This is a genomic window from Xanthomonas sp. WHRI 10207, assembly GCF_040202975.1.
In the GTDB taxonomy this organism is placed as follows: Bacteria; Pseudomonadota; Gammaproteobacteria; order Xanthomonadales; family Xanthomonadaceae; genus Xanthomonas.
In genome coordinates this window covers 1048082-1064354 of sequence record NZ_JBEGDX010000001.1, presented here as the reverse complement: position 1 = coordinate 1064354, position 16273 = coordinate 1048082, and the positions used below count along the sequence as shown (strand labels likewise).

Genomic DNA, 16273 nt, shown 5'->3' with positions numbered 1-16273 from the left:
AACCATGCGACACATGACGCATGTTCTTCGGCTGACGCCGAGCGCTGCAAGCCCAATGCAGGCGTTTCAGCCGATGCGTTCCAGCCCGCCCATGTACGGGCGTAGCACCTGCGGTACGTCGATCGAGCCATCGGCGTTCTGGTAGTTTTCCATCACCGCGATCATCGCGCGGCCGACCGCAGTGCCGGAGCCGTTGAGCGTATGCAGCAGCTCCGGCTTGCCGCTGGTCGGGTTGCGCCAGCGCGCCTGCATGCGGCGGGCCTGGAAATCGCCGCAATTGGAGCAGGACGAAATCTCGCGGTAGGTATCCTGCGACGGCAGCCAGACTTCCAGATCGTAGGTCTTGATCGCGGAAAAACCCATATCTCCGGTGCACAGCAGCACCTTGCGGTACGGCAGGCCGAGTTGTTCCAGCACCACCTCAGCGCAGCGCGTCATGCGCTGATGCTCGGCATCGCTGTCTTCCGGCGCGCAGGCAGTGACCAACTCCACTTTCTCGAACTGGTGCTGGCGGATCATGCCGCGCGTATCGCGACCACCGCTGCCGGCTTCGGCACGAAAGCACATCGAATGGGCGGTCATGCGCAGCGGCAGGCGCTCGGCATCGACGATGTCGTCGCGCACGATATTGGTGAGCGGCACTTCGGAGGTCGGGATCAGATAGCGGCGCGATTCGCCCACTTCGGTCTGGAATAAATCGTCTTCGAACTTCGGCAGCTGGCCGGTGCCGCGCATCGACTCGGCATTGACCAGCAACGGCACATTGGTTTCTTCGTAGCCGTGCGTGCCGACATGCAAATCGAGCATGAACTGCGCCAGCGCGCGATGCAGGCGCGCGATCGGCCCGCGTAGCACGGTGAAACGGGCGCCCGACAACTTGGCGGCGGTTTCGCCATCCAGCCAACCGTGCGGCGCGCCGAGTTCCACATGGTCCTTGACCGCGAAATCGAAACTGCGCGGCGTGCCCCATCGCGACTGCTCGACATTTTCACTCTCGTCCTTGCCCAGCGGCACATCGTCGGCCGGCAGATTGGGCAGCCCGAGCGCGATGGTTTCGAGCTTTGCGCGGATCACGTCCAGCGCGTCTTCCGAGGCCTTGAGCTCATCGCCGAAACCGGCCACTTCAGCCATCAGCACGGCGACATCTTCGCCCTTGGCCTTGGCCTGCCCGATCGCCTTTGACTTGGAATTGCGCATGCTCTGCAATTCCTGCGTGCGCACCTGAATCCGCTTGCGCTCGCTCTCCAGCGACTCCAGTTCCGCAGTGTCCAGGGAGAAACTGCGCGTGCTGCGCAGGCGCTCGGCAAGGTCGGCGGGATGTTGGCGAAGCAGGGCCGGATCTAGCATCGGAAGTCTGTGTGTCGGTAGGAAGCACAAGATTATCGCCTGTTCCGCCATCTGCTGCGATCGATTCACCGGGGCTATGCCAGAATTACCGCGATCCTTCAGGTGAGCCCTATGCCCGCGCCCCGCCCTGCGTCCGATCGCCAGATCGTCCTGCGTCTGCCCCGCCACACCCTGAAAATTGCCGGTATCGCCTTCGGCGCCGGTCTGCTGCTGTTCCTGCTGGTGTGGGCAACTGGCCGCAAGGACGACTTTTACAAAGCCTCCCCGGCACAGCCGACGGCCGGCACGCCGGCCGCAGACGACACCATTCAACCGTTGCCGGCACCGCTGCCCGCCCAGGACGGCGCCAGCGACATGCCGCAGGCCAAGCCGCCCGAAGAGACGCCAACCCTGGTGGAGACCGCACCACCGGCCCCACCCGCGCCGGCTCCGTTGCCTGAAAACGCCGCGCCCGGTGCGCCCGGCACTGCAGCGCCCTCCAACGCGCCTGTGGCAGGCGGCAACCGCCCGGTCCCCATGCAGGGCCAGATGCCGCCGCCGCGCTATCCGTCGGCAGCACTGCGCCGTGGCGATGCCGGCGATGTAGTGGTGCGTGTGGATGTCGATGCCGCCGGCAATCCGGGCGGTGTGACCCTGGTCCAGCGCAGCGGCTCGCGCGATCTGGACCGCGCAGCAATGGAGGCGGTACGCCATTGGCGCTTTCACCCGGCGCAGCAAAACGGCCAGCCGGTGGCCGGCAACCTGGATATCCCCTTCGAGTTCAAGCCGGCGCAGTAAGCGCGGCTGACGCGTTGGATGACGACCGAGACGCACGCAACCGCAGGCACATGCAATTGATTGCGATGTAAGGGAATGCATGCCACTGCTTGCGCAAACGGCGGCAGCGCAACAGCGCTATCGTCGTCGCAAAGCTGAACACCTACAGCGCGATGACCGCCTGGCAGACTCCCGCCTTAGCTGCGCCTCAGGCAGCGCCGACCAGACTGATCGCGTCATCCCAAAGATGCGCCAGGAGGCCGGCCATGTCCTTCATCTCCAATCCCTCTTCACACCACGCGCCGTCGCTGTCTCGCCGCACCGCTGCAGCGTCCGGACGCGGGCAGGACGTGGAGCATGACGGCGCCTCGCCCTGGCTGTGGGCGACGCTGATCGCCTTGTTGGTGGTCGTCCCTACGTGGTGGTGGGCTCGCCATGGCGACGAGTCGTTCGCCACCAATACCCGCGTCGCGCCTGTCACCAGCCGGCAAATTCTGCCCAGCACCGATGGCCCACGCGCGATGACCATGATTCCGCATCAGCCGGTGCGCGCGGCGGTCAGCAGCGTGGATGCGAAGCCGCTGCCGGGCAACGCGATGCCCAGCTACCCGGCGGCAATTGCACGCGCCGGCATTCAGGGCAGTCGCACCGCCCGCCTGCAGCTCGACATCCAGGGGGAGGTGCGCCAGGTAACCATCGTCGACCGCAGTGGCAGCAACGACCCGCGACTGGACGCAGCGGTGACCGACAGCCTGCGCCAGTGGCGCTTCGAACCGGCCACGCGCGACGGCCACGCGGTGGTCAGCAGCGTGCAGGTGCCGGTCGAGTTCAGCCCAGAGCGCTAAGAGCAGCGAACAAAAACGACGGTGCTCAGCGCCAGACGGGCGCGGCCGGTGATCGGTTCGGCATGCGCCGTTCGTCCACTGCGGTTCCTCCGCGCCGTCCACACCCAGCTGACAACTGCTCGCTACGTTTTGTTTTCAGCGCTAAGCGCAAAACCGGCGCCCTGCGCCAGGGTGTCGAAATCCGGGAACGAGGTGGCGACGTTGGCGATGTCGTTCACCTGCACGGTGCCGGTCGAACGCTGCCCGGCGATGGCGAACGCCATCGCAATGCGGTGATCGCCGTGGCTTTCGATCACGCCACTGCCAATCGCGCCGCCGTGAATCGTGGCGCCATCCGGGGTTTCATCGACCTGCACGCCGAGCGTGCGCAGGCCGGTCGCCATGGCGGCCAGGCGATCCGACTCCTTGACCCGCAGTTCTGCCGCGCCGGTAACCACGGTCTTGCCGTTTGCAGCCGCAGCGGCGACGAACAAGGCAGGGAACTCATCGATCATGTCCGGCACCAGCGCTTCGGGGATCTGCGCACCGTGTAATGGCGCATAGCGCACGCGCAGATCGGCCACCGGTTCACCACCGTGTTCGGCATGGTTTTCCTCGGTGATGTCCGCGCCCATCAAGCGCAGCGCGGCCAGCAGCCCGGTACGACGCGGATTCAAGCCCACTGCGCGCAGCACGACTTCCGAATCGGGAATGATGCTGGCAGCCACGATGAAAAACGCTGCCGACGAAAAATCCGCAGGCACTGCGATGTCGGTCGCACGCAAGCGCTGGCCGCCGCGCAGGCGCGCCTTTCCCGGCGAGAACGCGATCTCCACGCCAAACGCAGACAACATGCGCTCGGTGTAGTCGCGCGTGGGGTGCGGCTCGGTCACCGAGGTCTCGCCTTGCGCATACAGGCCTGCCAGCAGCACCGCCGACTTGACCTGCGCACTGGCGACCGGCGACACAAAGTCGATGCCGTGCAATGCCTGACCGCCGTGCACGTGCAAGGGCGGCGTGCCATCGTCCTGCGTCTCGATCTTCGCGCCCATCTGCGCCAACGGGCCGGTCACGCGCCGCATCGGCCGCTTGGACAAGGACGCATCGCCGACCAGCACACTGTCGAAGCGCTGCGCGGCCAGCAGGCCGGCGAGCAGGCGCATACCGGTGCCGGCGTTGCCGCAATCCAGTGCCTCGGTGGGCGGCTGCAAGCCGTCCACGCCAACGCCATGCACGATGCGCTGCGATGCCGACGGCGTTTCGATCCGCACGCCCAGCGTGGCGAAAATGGCTGCGGTGGAGCGCGTGTCTTCGCCTTCGAGAAACCCGTCGATCTGCGAGATGCCATCGGCCAGTGCGGCAAACATCACCGCACGATGCGACACCGACTTGTCGCCGGGAATGGCCAACGTACCGCGCAATGCGCTGCCCTGCTGCGCGATCCAGTATTGCGTGCTGCTACTCATGCGAATGATCCGATTGCTGCGCCGCCGCCATGCAGGCGATGCGCTTGGTATAGAGATGGCAGCGCCGTCATCGCCAGAGCGGCGGCGCGCCAGTTGGGCAGGTGATCGAGCGCTTAGGGAATCGCGACCGGATACGAACCCAGCACCTTGATCTGCGCCGAATGCGCTTCCAGCTCGGCCAGTGCCTGCTTCATCGCCTCGTCTTCCACATGGCCGACCAGATCGATGAAGAACCCGTATTCCCACTTGGCCTGGTGCGAGGGTCGCGACTCGATGCGATTCATGCTGATGCCGTGCCGCGCGAACGGGCTGAGTACATCGAATAGCGCGCCCGGCTTGTCGTGGATGAACACCAGCACCGACGTGCGGTCGTGCCCGGACGACGGGAAGATCTGCCGGCCAATCACCAAAAAGCGCGTGGTGTTGTCGTCGTCGTCTTCGATCGACTTCATGATGACTTTCTTCAAGCCATACACATGCGCCGCACTCTCGCCGCCGATGGCTGCAGCATCTTCGGCATTGCGTGCGCGCCGCGCGCCTTCGGCATTGCTGGACACCGCAAGCTTCTCGACCTTGGGCAGGTGCGAGCGCAGCCAACCGGCGGTCTGCGCGAAGGATTGCGAATGCGCGTAGATGCGCTCGATGTCTTCCAGCCGGCCGTTGCGCGAGAGCAGATACTGATGCACGCGCAGTTCGACTTCGCCGCAGATTTTCAGGTTGGAAGTCAGAAACATATCCAGCGTGACCTGGATGGTGCCCTGCCCCGAATTTTCTACCGGCACCACGCCGAAATCGGCGTTGCCGGCTTCCACTTCCTGGAACACTTCTTCGATGGTCGCCATCGGCAAGCCCACTGCCGAGCGACCGAAATGCTTGAGCACGGCTTGCTGGCTGAAAGTGCCTTCCGGGCCGAGGTAACCGATCTTCAAAGGCTCCTGCTGGGCCAGACACGCCGACATGATTTCGCGATACACGTGCACCAGCACTTCATCGCTGAGCGGGCCTTCGTTGCGGTCCACCACCATGCGCAGCACCTGCGCTTCGCGCTCGGGGCGGTAGTAATCCACCGCTGCGGCGAGCTTGCCCTTGGCCTTGCCGACCTGATGGGCAAAGTTGGCGCGCTCGGCGATCAATTCCTGGATGTTGCGGTCGATCGCGTCGATCTTGGCGCGCACATCGGCCAGCACCGGTGCGGCGGCGGCCGGCTTGCCGATGGCCTTGTCCGGTTTGGTCGCGGGCTTGGCCACCTGCTTGGTTGCCGATGTGTCCGCAGACGTGCTCGCTGCTTTGGTCTTGCTGCCCTTGGCAGCAGTGGGTTTATTGGACTTGGGAGCCATCGCTGGGCATTCCTTGAGAAACGGCGCAAGCGCCTGCGCGGCCTGCGCCGCGGTCGAAGTTGGAACTCAGCCGTGACGCTGCTGAAAATCGTGCATGAAAGCCGCCAGCGCTTGCGCGCCGGCCACCGGCATGGCGTTGTAAAGCGAGGCGCGGATGCCGCCGACGGCTTTGTGGCCCTTCAGTGCCAACAAACCGGCGGCCATGGATTCGCTGACGAACAACGCGTCCAGCTGCTCATTCGGCAGAAAGAACGGGATGTTCATGCGCGAGCGCACCGCCGGCTTGATCAGGTTGCGATAGAAGCCGCCGGAACCATCGATGGCGCCGTACACCAACGCGGCTTTCTCGGCGTTGCGACGCGCGAACTCTTCCACGCCGCCCTGTTCCAGCATCCACTTCACGGTGAGCCCGAGTAGGTACCAGTTCCAGGTCGGCGGGGTGTTGAGCATTGAATCGCGCGCGGCATGCGAGGCGTAGTTGAAGATGTCCGCACGCGATTGGCCGGCGCGCTCCAGCAGATCGCGGCGCACGATCAGCACCGAAATACCGACCGGGCCCAGATTCTTTTGCGCACCGGCGTAGATCAGCCCGTAGCGCGAAATGTCCAGCGGCTCGGACGCAATCGACGAGCTGAAATCGGCAAACAGCGGCAAGGTGCCGACATCCGGCGTGTCGCGAAACTCCACGCCATGGATGGTCTCGTTGGCGGTGATGTGCACGTAGGCCGAGTGCGGCGACAAGGTCCAGCTGGCCACCGGCGGGATGTCGATAAACCCATCTGCCTGCGCGTCTGCGGCAATGCGCGCATCCACGTACGGCGCCGCCTGCTTGATCGCGGTCTTGCCCCAGTGCCCGGTGATCACATAATCGGCAGCCTGCCCGGGCGCGGCAAAATTCAGCGGCAACAGTGCCTGGATGGTGGTGGCGCCACCGGCGGTAAACAGCACCGCGTAGTCGTCGGGAATCGACAACAAACTGCGCAGATCCGCTTCGGCCGCGGCCGCTACCGCCATGAAATCGGCGCTGCGGTGGCTGATTTCCACGATCGAGGCGCCAACGCCGTTCCACTCGACCATCTCCGCCTGCGCCTGCCGCAGGACCGATTCCGGCAATGTCGCAGGGCCGGCACTGAAATTGAACGCGCGTGTCATGGCACACCTTGTCGAGCTAGCCTTCTAGTATGCCGCAGCGCATCGGGCTTGGCAGCGGGCAAAGAAGTTGCAGCTGCATCCTTTTGGCTGAGCATCACGTAACGTGGTAACTGCCACGGGACGAACTTCCGCCCCGGTGGGCTACTCTCACGCTGCAGCCACTGCCGGAGCCTGCCATGTCGTTTCGCGATGCTTTCAAACTGCCGTCCAGCGAGATCACCGATGAGTCCGTCTACCGCGACCGGCGCCGGCTGCTGCAGCTGTTTGCGCTGACCCCGGCACTGGGCATTGCCGGGTGCGCCGAGGCCGACCCGCCGCCGCCACCCAAGACGGTGGTGACGCCGGCGCAGGCGCGTAGTGGCTTCCGCACGGCCGAAGAATTGACCAAGCTGGAAGACGTCACCAGCTACAACAATTTCTATGAGTTCGGCACCGACAAGACCGACCCATCGAAGGCCGCCAAGACGCTCAAGCTGTCGCCGTGGTCGGTGAAGGTGAGCGGCGAATGCGAAAAACCCGGCAGCCTGTCGCTGGACGAAGTGCTCAAGGGCATCACGCCGGAAGAGCGCATCTACCGGCTGCGCTGCGTGGAAGGCTGGTCGATGGTGATCCCGTGGACCGGCGTGCCGCTGGGCGAGGTGCTCAAGCGTTTTGCGCCGACCTCCAAGGCCAAGTATGTGTCCTTCACCACCCTGGCCGACCCGCAGCAGATGCCAGGCGTGCGCTATCGCTCGATCGACTGGCCTTATCGCGAAGGCTTGCGCATCGATGAAGCGATGCATCCGCTGACCTTGCTGGCCACCGGTCTGTACGGCAAGCCGCTGCCACAGCAGAACGGTGCGCCGTTGCGTCTGGTGGTGCCGTGGAAATACGGCTTCAAGAGCATCAAGTCGATCGTGGAAATTCGCTTCGTCGAAAAGATGCCCGAGACCGCCTGGCACGATCTGCAGCCGTCCGAATACGGCTTCTTTTCCAACGTCAATCCGGCGGTGGACCATCCGCGCTGGAGCCAAAAGACCGAGCGCCGCATCGCCGGTACCGCCAGCAAATTGTTTGCCGAGCGCATTGCGACCAAGCCGTTCAATGGCTATGCCGATCAGGTGGCATCGTTGTATGCGGGCATGGACCTGAAGAAGTGGTTCTAGTGCGGAAACCCTCAGCGTGACATCCACCGCGTAGGAGCGCACCCGGGCGCGACGGGCATTACCAGGAAAGCCCGTCGCGCCCAGATGTGCTCCTACGTTTCATGCACGCGCGTGCTTCATGCCCGCGCGGCATCGCTTCCCTCTTCGAGATCGCATGGCCAAGACCTCTGCTTCCCTGATTGCCGCCAAGGTGGCGGTGCATGCCGCCGCATTGACGCCGATCGCCTTGCTGGCCTGGCAGTTCTGGCAGGTGTGGCAGACCGGCAGCGATGCACTGGGCGCCGACCCGGTGGCCGAGATCGAGCACCGCACCGGGTTGTGGGCGCTGCGCTTTCTGTTGATTACCCTGGCGATCACGCCGCTACGCCAGCTCACCGGCCAGGCCGTGCTGATCCGCTTCCGGCGCATGCTGGGGCTGTACGCCTTTTTCTACGCCAGCGTGCACCTGACGGTGTACCTGAGCCTGGACCTGCGCGGCTTCTGGACGCAGATCTTTGAAGAGATTCTCAAGCGCCCCTACATCACCGTGGGCTTTGCGGCGTGGCTGCTGTTGCTGCCGCTGGCGATCACCTCGACCCAGGGCTGGATGCGTCGACTCAAGCGCAACTGGGGCCGGCTGCATCAGCTGATCTATCCGATCGGCGTGCTGGCCGTGCTGCACTTCTGGTGGCTGGTGAAGTCCGATATCCGCGAGCCGGCGCTGTATGCCGGCATCCTCGCAGTCCTGCTGGGCTGGCGGATCTGGAAGAAACTCAGCGCGCGCCGAACCACAGCAAGGCGCTCAGCGCCGCCGCCAGCAACACCGCACTGAGCAGCAACCACGGCCAACGCGCCACCTTCATTGGCGCGCGTGCCGGCTCGCTGGTGGCACGCGGTGGCAGCGGCGGTTCGGAATCGGGAATGTCCCAGGTGGTGCCGTGGTGGATGCGCGGCACTTCCACCACGAAGCGGTGGCGAGCATCGAACACGACCTGGTCGCCGGCTTGCAGCCAGCCATCGCGCACCTGCACGCCGTTGATCCAGCTGCCCTCTTCCGACCCCAGATCGCGGATCAGCACACGGTCGCCGTGACGCTCGAGGCGCGCGTGCTGCGCGGCAAAGGCAGGGTCGTCGATAACGATGTCAGACGCCGGGTCGCTGCCGACCAGGCGCGAGCGGTCCAGGGTGAAGCTGCGCCCGTGGTGACGGCCGCCCAGCCCACGTAACAGCAAGCAGACTTCGCTCAGGCCGGCATCGTCTTCCGGCACATCGTTGGCCGGTGCGCTGGAGGGCGCACTGCGCAACAGCATCTCTACGCCGTCGGCATAGATCGCATCGCCGGGGCGCAGCAACGCCATGCGCCGCACCGGGCGCCCGTTAACGTGGATGCCGCGGATCCCGTTGGCCACCTGCAACCACAGCCCGCGCTGATCCAGGCAGAACTGCGCCAACAACAGCGCCCCCTGGGCGTCAGCCACCACCCGCACGCTGCCGGAGGCATGACGGACGATCCGGTGGACGCCGGGCTTGAGGGAATGATCCGGCTGCTGCCGGTGAGTGAAATGAACTTGCAGGTCGCGCACCCGCCGCAGCCTAGCAGGTTTGCTCGCGCCAGCGGCCAACAACCGCGGCCTCATGCGTTGGATGCCAGCACGCTGCGCCGTCGGTGCCCGGCTTATAGAGATCACATGCCCAAGCGTTCGAGGTGCAGGCATCGCCGCTCACCGCGCGTCGCCGCGCAGTCGCTCTGGTCGCCAATGTGGCTTCGTTGCGCACCGCCGCACTTGGAGCCAGGCGCGCGCATGCGCACAATGCGCGACTCCTTATCGTCTTACCCAGGCAGCTCATGTCCAGCATCGATATCCGCCACGACCATTCCCTGCCGCCGGCACAGGCCCGCGCGGCGATCGACGAGGCGGCACGCAAGCTGACCGATCGCTACGGAGTTGCCTCGCATTGGGAAGGCGACACCTTGCGCATCTCCCGCGCCGGCGTGGATGGCGCAATCGCGCTGCTGCCGCAGCAGGTGCATGTGACGGCCGAGCTTGGCTTTCTGCTGTCGGCCGTGCAGCCGATGGTGGAATCGGAAATTCGTCGCCTGCTCTCCGAAAAGCTCGCCTGAGCGAGCGCGGTTGCGGTTGCTGCTTCAGCGCCAAGTCACCCGCCCCGCACGCGATGGGCGGATGCTTGGGCCAGGCCGGCCGGGCGTCGCTTCACCTGCCCGATGCAGGGCCGGCACTAGGGTGAACGCAACGTCACTTTGGCAATCGACAGGAGCATCGCATGACGACCGGATACGATCAGAACGGTAACCGCGACACCAGCGCGTCGGGCTTCCAGGCCCAGGCAGAGCAGATTTCGCGGCGGCTTGGCGAGTCGGCGCAGACCGTGTGGCTGGCCGGACTCGGCGCACTGGGCCGCGTGCAGAGCGAAGGCGGCAAGTTGTTCGACTCGCTGGTGCGCGAAGGCGCCGCCTATGAGCGCACCGGGCAGCGCAAGGCCGCCGACAGCGTGGACGAGCTGCGCGAGGAAGTGGAAACCCAGTTCGAGCAGGCCCGCGATACCGCCGTGCGCGGCTGGGACAAGCTGGGCAAGGCGTTCGACGACCGCGTCAAAGGTGTGCTGCGTACACTCAACATTCCCGAGCAGGACGAACTGGAAAACCTGCGTCGTGAAGTCGAATCGTTGAAGGCGCAGGTACGGGCCAACACCGCCGCCACCAAGCGGGCCAACCGCACCGCCAACCAGGCCGCGCAGGCCGCCAGCAGCGACGCGAGCGGTCCAGGCGCATCGACAGGCCACACGTCAGCGACCGGCAATCCTGCTGCGTTCGACGGGGAATAAGCCCCACCGCCGCAGGTGGTAGCGAAATCTGACGCGTTCCAGCGGCGGATGTATCCCGGTCGCAATCGGGTCTGCACGTGGGTTGCCCGTGCAGACCTTCAGATGTGGACTGTCTGTGGGCCGTTAGCACCACTGAGACCCCTTCACGCATTCTTGGGGCGACGTTGACGGGCTCCAAAGCGGGATGCCCCCATTGCACACGATGTTGTGCTGGCAGCGTCAGTTCGACGACGTTAGACACGCTTGCACGCTATTGGTTGGTCAATCGCCACACCCAGGCCCGATGTTGCAAAGCAACATTATTTTTCAGACAATCGGGATGGACCCGCCAGTCCTGTACCACGAAGTCCGTTTGCTCCCCTCCCCTCACGGCTTCGGACTGGCGGGTCTTTCGTTGTCTGGGTCACGCCTCGCGACATCCCCGCCTGCGATCCATTGACGAAACCTGCGCGAAGGATTCTTCTAGGCGTACCGATTCGTTATACGCGCCATACCTTCGCTTGATGCTTATGCCTTCCTGGATCTTGGCGCTCCTGGCTGCACTGCTGCTCTGGCTTGCGGTGTCCGCTTACTTCTGGCTGGTGCGACGCCGCGCCAACGAAACCGACGCTGGCATACGCGCCCTCGCGGCCATGCATTGGCGCGATTTTTCCGCCGTGGTGCTGCGGGTTCTGCAGGACCAGCGCGGCTGGCAACCGACCCAGCTGCCGCAGGATGGCCTGCCCACCGCCGACTTCATGATGCAGACCGATCAAGGCACCCGCCTGGTGGCCTGCAAGCATGGCCGCGGCTATCGCATCGGCGTGGCGGCGGTCAACGAATTGGGGGCGATGGCGCGGCTGGCCGGTGCGGGCGGCGGCATGATGGTGACCGAGGGCCGCATGGAGCGCGAAGGCCTGGCGGCCGCAGAAAAACAGTCCATCGAAGTCCTGGATGGCACGCGGCTATGGCCCTTGCTCAAGCCGTATCTGCCCGGCGATGTGGAAACCGGCGTGGTCAACACGGCACGGCGACGGGCGATCCGCCACAGCATCATTGCCGGAGCGGCACTGGCTACACTGGCGCTGGTAGCGGTGCTGGCGTTGCGCCCGCCCGAGCCTGCACCGGTACCGGCGCAGACCGTTGCTGCTCCGCGTGCACGTGCTGCTGCGGAACCGAGCACGCCATCGGCGGCCACCTTGCCAGGGAGCGCGTCGCAGCAGACGCCAGCTGCAGCGCCGACTGTCGCCACAACACCGTCGGCAAATACGGCAGAGCCGGACGACGCAACGCTTCAAGGCTATCGACGCGAGGTGTCTAAAACCTTGGCGCAAACACCGGGCTTGGTACGTGGCATCTGGATCACCCAGGCAACGCTGGCGGTGGATCGCACTGTGGAAGACAGCGCGGCGTGGCCATTGATCTGCAAAGAGCTTGAGCGCTACCCCTACCTGCGCACGGTCCGCGTGCAGCTCAATCCCCGCCCGGGTGTGGACGAGCCGGTGCGCTGGCGGCAATGCACCACGATCTGATGCGTTGTGCCTGATGGTGGGTGACGACGAGCGAACTGCGTCGCGCGACTGAACACGGCGGTTTACTGCCGGCTCGACTGGGTCGAGACGACACTCGTGTTCATGATCAGCTGCAAGCGCGCGATGGCTGCCGCAGATGTGCCGGCTGACTACCTGCAGCCGTTAAAGGCGCGACTCTTAACTAGCCGATCAAGCCGAGACAGCAGTCGTATGCACGATGAGCCGCAAGTCTGCGGTGTCCTGAAACAGATGTAGCGGCCGACTGTGTGCAGCCATCGCAGTCACGATCTTGCATAAGCCCGATGGTGCGATACACGGATTCCCCGGCCGACGACGCGCAGTATTTCGCGTCCGATTTGCCTGCGTGATGGCAGCCGCTTAACAGCGCTGGTAACCATGCCTGCTACACGTCGCTATCGATCTCGCCACCATCAGCAACAGCACCGTTACCGACGTCCAACCCAACCTTTCCAGCGCCAGCGCTCAGCGCATTCCGGGCGCGAACCGCGCCACCAGATCGTACGAGCCACCCAGAAACAACTGGCGAACGTAGGTCACCGGTTGATCTCCACGCCAGGTGTGGCGGTCGATCACCAGGCACGCCGCACCTTCGTTGACCTGCAGGCACTTGGCTTGCGCTGCGTCGACGCTGACCGCGCTGATGCGGTGCTCGGCGCGCGTCCACGGCACGTTGCGCAATAGCCAGCTTCCGGGCGCCACATCGGTGAACGTCTGCGCCAACGCATCGGGCACGGTGGTCACATCGATCACGCGCTGCTCCAACGCGAACGGGTTGCCGTCGGCCAGATGCACGCTATCGAGCGCCAGCAGCTTGCCGGTGCTGCCCAACGCGCGCTCCTGCGGCACGCGCTGGCGCACGTTGCGCAGCCGGCGCGATAGCAGCGAAAACGTGTAGAGATGACCGCGCGTGGTCATTTCCACTTCGATATCCGGGATCGAGAGCGCCACCTGCTCCAGATGCGGATGCGGCCGGGCGACGAACGAGCCAGTGCGGCGGCGGCGCTCGATCATGCCGGCATCGGCGAGCAGGCCGAGCACTTTGTTGACGGTCATACGCGAGCAGCCGTACTGCGTCATCAACTCGTGTTCGGGCGGGATGCGATGGCCGGGCGGCCAGTCGCCGCTATGAATCCGTTGTTCGATATCCTGCCGGATGCGGTGATGCAAGGTACCGGGCGCGGCGATGGGGGTAGCGGTCAAAGCTGCGGTCTCCGGTCAGACCTGCATTGTGCGCGCATCGGCTCAATTGCCGAGCACTGTTCGCAAGACTCCGGCAAAACGCGAGGCAATCCGTGCGCGATCGACATGCTGCCCATCGCGCACCACATGGCGCCCGCCACGCCAGGCGTGCCGCACCGCAGTGGCGCGTGCGGCAAACAGCCAGCTGTCCAGCACTGCGTTGTCGCTGCGTGCGAGCAAGGCCGGATGGCTGGTGTCCAGTTCCACCAGATCGGCCACGGCGCCAACCCGGATCCCGTGCTGCGCGACACCCAGCGCCTGCGCCGCGCCGTCGCTTGCCTTTTCGTACAACCAGCGCCCGCTCGAAACGTCGGCAGGCGCCAGCACATTGCGCGCCTGCAGGCGCAGCCGCTGGCCGTATTCGAGCAGGCGCAGTTCTTCGGCCGCATCGATCAGCACGTTCGAATCCGAACCCACGCCAAAGCGCCCGCCAGCCGCAGCGAATGCCTGCATCGGGAACAGCCCGTCGCCCAGATTGGCCTCGGTGATCGGGCACAACCCGACCACCGCGCCACTGTCGGCGATCGCCCGCAGCTCGCTGGCATCCACATGCGTGGCGTGCACCAGACACCAGCGCGCCGCCACCGGCGCGTTGGCCAGCAGCCATTGCACCGGACGCTGGCCCGACCAGGCCAGGCAGGCGTCGACTTCGCGCTGCTGCTCGGCGATATGGATGTGGATCGGGCCATCGGTGAGTGGCACCAGTGCCGCCAGTTGCTGCGGCGTGACCGCGCGCAAACTGTGCGGTGCCAGCCCGAGCACGGCATCCGGCAACGTCTTGAGGCTGTGCCTGCAGTCGTCGAGCAGGCGCGCAAACCCATCGATGTCGTGGATCAGGCGCTTTTGCGCGGCGCTCGGTGCAGCCCCGCCGAAATCCGAGTGCGCGTAGAACACCGGCAACAAGGTCAACCCGATGCCGGTACTGGCGGCCGCAGCGGCGATGCGCTCGGACATCTCACCGGCATGCGCGTACGGCGCACCGCTGACGGTGTGGTGCAGATAATGAAATTCGCCAACGCGGGTGAAGCCGCTCTCCAGCATTTCCACATACGCCTGCTCGGCGATTGCCTGCAGGCTGTCCGGGTCCAGCCGGTCGACGAAGCGGTACATCAGTTCGCGCCAGCTCCAGAAACTGTCGCCGCTGCGTCCGCCCACTTCGGTCAGGCCGGCCATACCGCGCTGAAACGCATGGCTGTGCAGGTTGCCCAGGCCAGGCACCAGCACATCGGCACGCGTATCGGTGGCGGCCGCGGCCGCATCGGTCTGCACGGTGGCGATACGCCCCTGCTCCAGCGTGATCCGCACACCGCCCGCCCAGCCACTCGGCAACAGGGCCCGCGCTGCCCACAAGGCTTGTACCGGTTGATCTGCCACTGGACACCCTCGATTGACGAATCTATTGTATATACATATCAGACACCACGAGCCTGCGCCATGCATTGCGACGTTCTCTGGCACAACGCGCAGCTGATGACCCTGGACGCCGCCGACGGCGGGCTGGGCATCGTGACCGATGGCATGATCGCCTGTCGGGACGGCCGTATCGTGTATGCCGGCCCGGCAGCGCAGGCACCGGCGTTCGAAGCCGACAGCACTTACGATTGCCAGCGGCGCTGGATCAGCCCGGGCCTGATCGATTGCCACACCCATCTGGTGTATGCGGGCAATCGCGCCAACGAATTCGAACAACGCCTGCGCGGCGCCAGCTATGCGCAGATCGCCGCGGCCGGTGGCGGCATCGTGGCGACCGTGCGCGCCACCCGCGCCGCAGACGATGCCGCATTGCTCGCCGCCAGCCTGCCGCGCCTGGATGCCATGCTCGCCGAGGGCGTGACCACGTTGGAAATCAAATCCGGCTACGGGCTCACGCTGGAGGACGAGACCAAGCAACTGCGCGTGGCGCGCCAGCTCGCAACCCTGCGTCAGGTGGAAGTGGTGCCGACATTTCTAGGCGCGCACGCGGTGCCGCCGGGGAGCGATGCGCAGCAGTACATCGACGCCGTCTGCACGCAGATGATTCCGGCGATTGCCGCGCAAGGGCTTGCCGAAGCGGTCGACGTCTTCTGCGAACACCTGGCGTTTTCGCCGGCGCAGGCCGAACAGGTGTTCGTCGCCGCACAGGCACAGGGCTTGCGCGTCAAGATCCATGCCGAGCAATTGAGCAACCAGCACGGCGCGGCACTGGCGGCACGCCATGGTGCGTTGTCGGCCGACCATATCGAGTACCTGGACCAGGCCGGCGTCGATGCGATGGCCAGCGCCGGCACCGTGGCGGTGTTGCTGCCAGGCGCGTTCTATTTCACCCGCGATACCCAACTGCCACCGATCGATGCGCTGCGCGCGGCCGGTGTGCCGCTGGCGCTGGCTACAGATTGCAATCCGGGCACTTCACCGCTGACCAGCCCGTTGCTGGCGATGAACATGGCGGCCACGTTGTTCCGCATGACGGTGGACGAATGCATCGCCGGGTTCACCCGCGAAGCGGCGGGTGCGCTGGGCCGCAGTGCGCGACTTGGCCGGCTGCGCGCCGGCATGGAGTGCGACCTGGCGATCTGGGACATCGACGCGCCGGCCGACCTGGTCTATCGCATGGGCTTCAACCCTCTTCATGCCCGCATCTGGCGCGGGCATTCGACCTGATCGACTCTGGAG

Annotated in this window: 14 protein-coding genes, 1 other RNA gene and 1 pseudogene; 9 read left to right on the top strand and 7 right to left on the bottom strand. The window is 65.3% G+C overall.

All coding sequences use genetic code 11. From position 1 onward, the window contains the following. Positions 1–66: 66 nt before the first annotated feature. On the bottom strand, positions 67–1347 hold the full coding sequence (serS, locus tag ABQU90_RS04745) for a serine--tRNA ligase (protein WP_323522122.1): 1281 nt from the start codon (positions 1345–1347) through the stop codon (positions 67–69). Between the two features lie 111 nt (positions 1348–1458). On the opposite strand from serS, the gene ABQU90_RS04740 reads away from it, so the two are divergent. From ABQU90_RS04740 to ABQU90_RS04730, 3 genes are all read left to right on the top strand, one after another. Next, positions 1459–2124: an energy transducer TonB gene (locus ABQU90_RS04740; RefSeq protein WP_055844576.1), complete on the top strand. Its 666-nt coding sequence runs from the start codon at positions 1459–1461 to the stop codon at positions 2122–2124. Between the two features lie 356 nt (positions 2125–2480). Further along, entirely contained in the window at positions 2481–2948 is a 468-nt protein-coding gene (locus ABQU90_RS04735; protein WP_323522183.1) for an energy transducer TonB, read from the top strand. A gap of 62 nt (positions 2949–3010) precedes the next feature. After that, a non-coding RNA gene (locus tag ABQU90_RS04730) (sX9 sRNA) lies at positions 3011–3086 on the top strand. Between the two features lie 5 nt (positions 3087–3091). Here the strand turns inward: ABQU90_RS04730 and aroA are convergent. The 3 genes and pseudogenes from aroA to serC form a co-directional block, all read right to left on the bottom strand. Beyond that, positions 3092–4393 (bottom strand): annotated as a pseudogene (gene aroA / locus ABQU90_RS04725) (3-phosphoshikimate 1-carboxyvinyltransferase); the annotation flags it as partial. 113 nt (positions 4394–4506) lie between these two features. Beyond that, positions 4507–5730 (bottom strand): prephenate dehydratase, encoded by a 1224-nt coding sequence (gene pheA / locus ABQU90_RS04720; RefSeq protein WP_323522121.1) that lies wholly within the window; start codon positions 5728–5730, stop codon positions 4507–4509. A gap of 66 nt (positions 5731–5796) precedes the next feature. Beyond that, complete coding sequence (gene serC, locus ABQU90_RS04715; protein ID WP_323522120.1) at positions 5797–6882, bottom strand: 3-phosphoserine/phosphohydroxythreonine transaminase; 1086 nt, start codon at positions 6880–6882, stop codon at positions 5797–5799. A gap of 176 nt (positions 6883–7058) precedes the next feature. Between serC and msrP the strand changes: the two genes are divergently transcribed. Next, the gene (gene msrP, locus ABQU90_RS04710) at positions 7059–8027 is read left to right on the top strand and encodes a protein-methionine-sulfoxide reductase catalytic subunit MsrP (RefSeq protein WP_115527552.1); all 969 of its coding nucleotides are present in this window, start codon (positions 7059–7061) and stop codon (positions 8025–8027) included. Between the two features lie 154 nt (positions 8028–8181). Then, complete coding sequence (gene msrQ / locus ABQU90_RS04705; RefSeq protein WP_323522119.1) at positions 8182–8838, top strand: protein-methionine-sulfoxide reductase heme-binding subunit MsrQ; 657 nt, start codon at positions 8182–8184, stop codon at positions 8836–8838. On the opposite strand, the gene ABQU90_RS04700 is transcribed toward msrQ, so the two are convergent. Continuing rightward, the gene (locus tag ABQU90_RS04700) at positions 8780–9589 is read right to left on the bottom strand and encodes an FHA domain-containing protein (RefSeq protein WP_323522118.1); all 810 of its coding nucleotides are present in this window, start codon (positions 9587–9589) and stop codon (positions 8780–8782) included. The two genes, msrQ and ABQU90_RS04700, sit on opposite strands and share 59 nt — an antisense overlap. A gap of 263 nt (positions 9590–9852) precedes the next feature. Between ABQU90_RS04700 and ABQU90_RS04695 the strand changes: the two genes are divergently transcribed. The 3 genes from ABQU90_RS04695 (at position 9853) to ABQU90_RS04685 (ending at position 12361) form a co-directional block, all read left to right on the top strand. Next, the gene (locus ABQU90_RS04695) at positions 9853–10128 is read left to right on the top strand and encodes a polyhydroxyalkanoic acid system family protein (protein ID WP_055844595.1); all 276 of its coding nucleotides are present in this window, start codon (positions 9853–9855) and stop codon (positions 10126–10128) included. A gap of 161 nt (positions 10129–10289) precedes the next feature. Continuing rightward, positions 10290–10850, top strand: coding sequence for a phasin family protein (locus tag ABQU90_RS04690; protein ID WP_323522117.1), 561 nt, complete (start codon positions 10290–10292; stop codon positions 10848–10850). 503 nt (positions 10851–11353) lie between these two features. Beyond that, entirely contained in the window at positions 11354–12361 is a 1008-nt protein-coding gene (locus tag ABQU90_RS04685) for a restriction endonuclease (RefSeq protein WP_323522116.1), read from the top strand. A gap of 483 nt (positions 12362–12844) precedes the next feature. Here ABQU90_RS04685 and hutC read toward each other — a convergent pair whose 3' ends face one another. Both hutC and ABQU90_RS04675 read right to left on the bottom strand, forming a co-directional pair. Continuing rightward, complete coding sequence (gene hutC / locus ABQU90_RS04680; RefSeq protein ID WP_323522115.1) at positions 12845–13582, bottom strand: histidine utilization transcriptional repressor HutC; 738 nt, start codon at positions 13580–13582, stop codon at positions 12845–12847. Between the two features lie 42 nt (positions 13583–13624). Beyond that, positions 13625–14995, bottom strand: a complete 1371-nt coding sequence (locus tag ABQU90_RS04675) for a formimidoylglutamate deiminase (protein ID WP_323522114.1) — start codon at positions 14993–14995, stop codon at positions 13625–13627. A gap of 60 nt (positions 14996–15055) precedes the next feature. On the opposite strand from ABQU90_RS04675, the gene hutI reads away from it, so the two are divergent. Further along, positions 15056–16261 (top strand): imidazolonepropionase, encoded by a 1206-nt coding sequence (gene hutI / locus ABQU90_RS04670; RefSeq protein WP_323522113.1) that lies wholly within the window; start codon positions 15056–15058, stop codon positions 16259–16261. Positions 16262–16273: the final 12 nt, after the last annotated feature.

Coding starts and splice junctions, on each gene's coding strand:
- msrP (WP_115527552.1), top strand. CDS start 7,059: ATGTCGTTTCGCGATGCTTTCAAACTGCCGTCCAGCGAGATCACCGAT.
- ABQU90_RS04695 (WP_055844595.1), top strand. CDS start 9,853: ATGTCCAGCATCGATATCCGCCACGACCATTCCCTGCCGCCGGCACAG.
- ABQU90_RS04690 (WP_323522117.1), top strand. CDS start 10,290: ATGACGACCGGATACGATCAGAACGGTAACCGCGACACCAGCGCGTCG.
- pheA (WP_323522121.1), bottom strand. CDS start 5,730: ATGGCTCCCAAGTCCAATAAACCCACTGCTGCCAAGGGCAGCAAGACC.
- ABQU90_RS04685 (WP_323522116.1), top strand. CDS start 11,354: ATGCTTATGCCTTCCTGGATCTTGGCGCTCCTGGCTGCACTGCTGCTC.
- hutI (WP_323522113.1), top strand. CDS start 15,056: ATGCATTGCGACGTTCTCTGGCACAACGCGCAGCTGATGACCCTGGAC.
- serS (WP_323522122.1), bottom strand. CDS start 1,347: ATGCTAGATCCGGCCCTGCTTCGCCAACATCCCGCCGACCTTGCCGAG.
- msrQ (WP_323522119.1), top strand. CDS start 8,182: ATGGCCAAGACCTCTGCTTCCCTGATTGCCGCCAAGGTGGCGGTGCAT.
- ABQU90_RS04740 (WP_055844576.1), top strand. CDS start 1,459: ATGCCCGCGCCCCGCCCTGCGTCCGATCGCCAGATCGTCCTGCGTCTG.
- serC (WP_323522120.1), bottom strand. CDS start 6,882: ATGACACGCGCGTTCAATTTCAGTGCCGGCCCTGCGACATTGCCGGAA.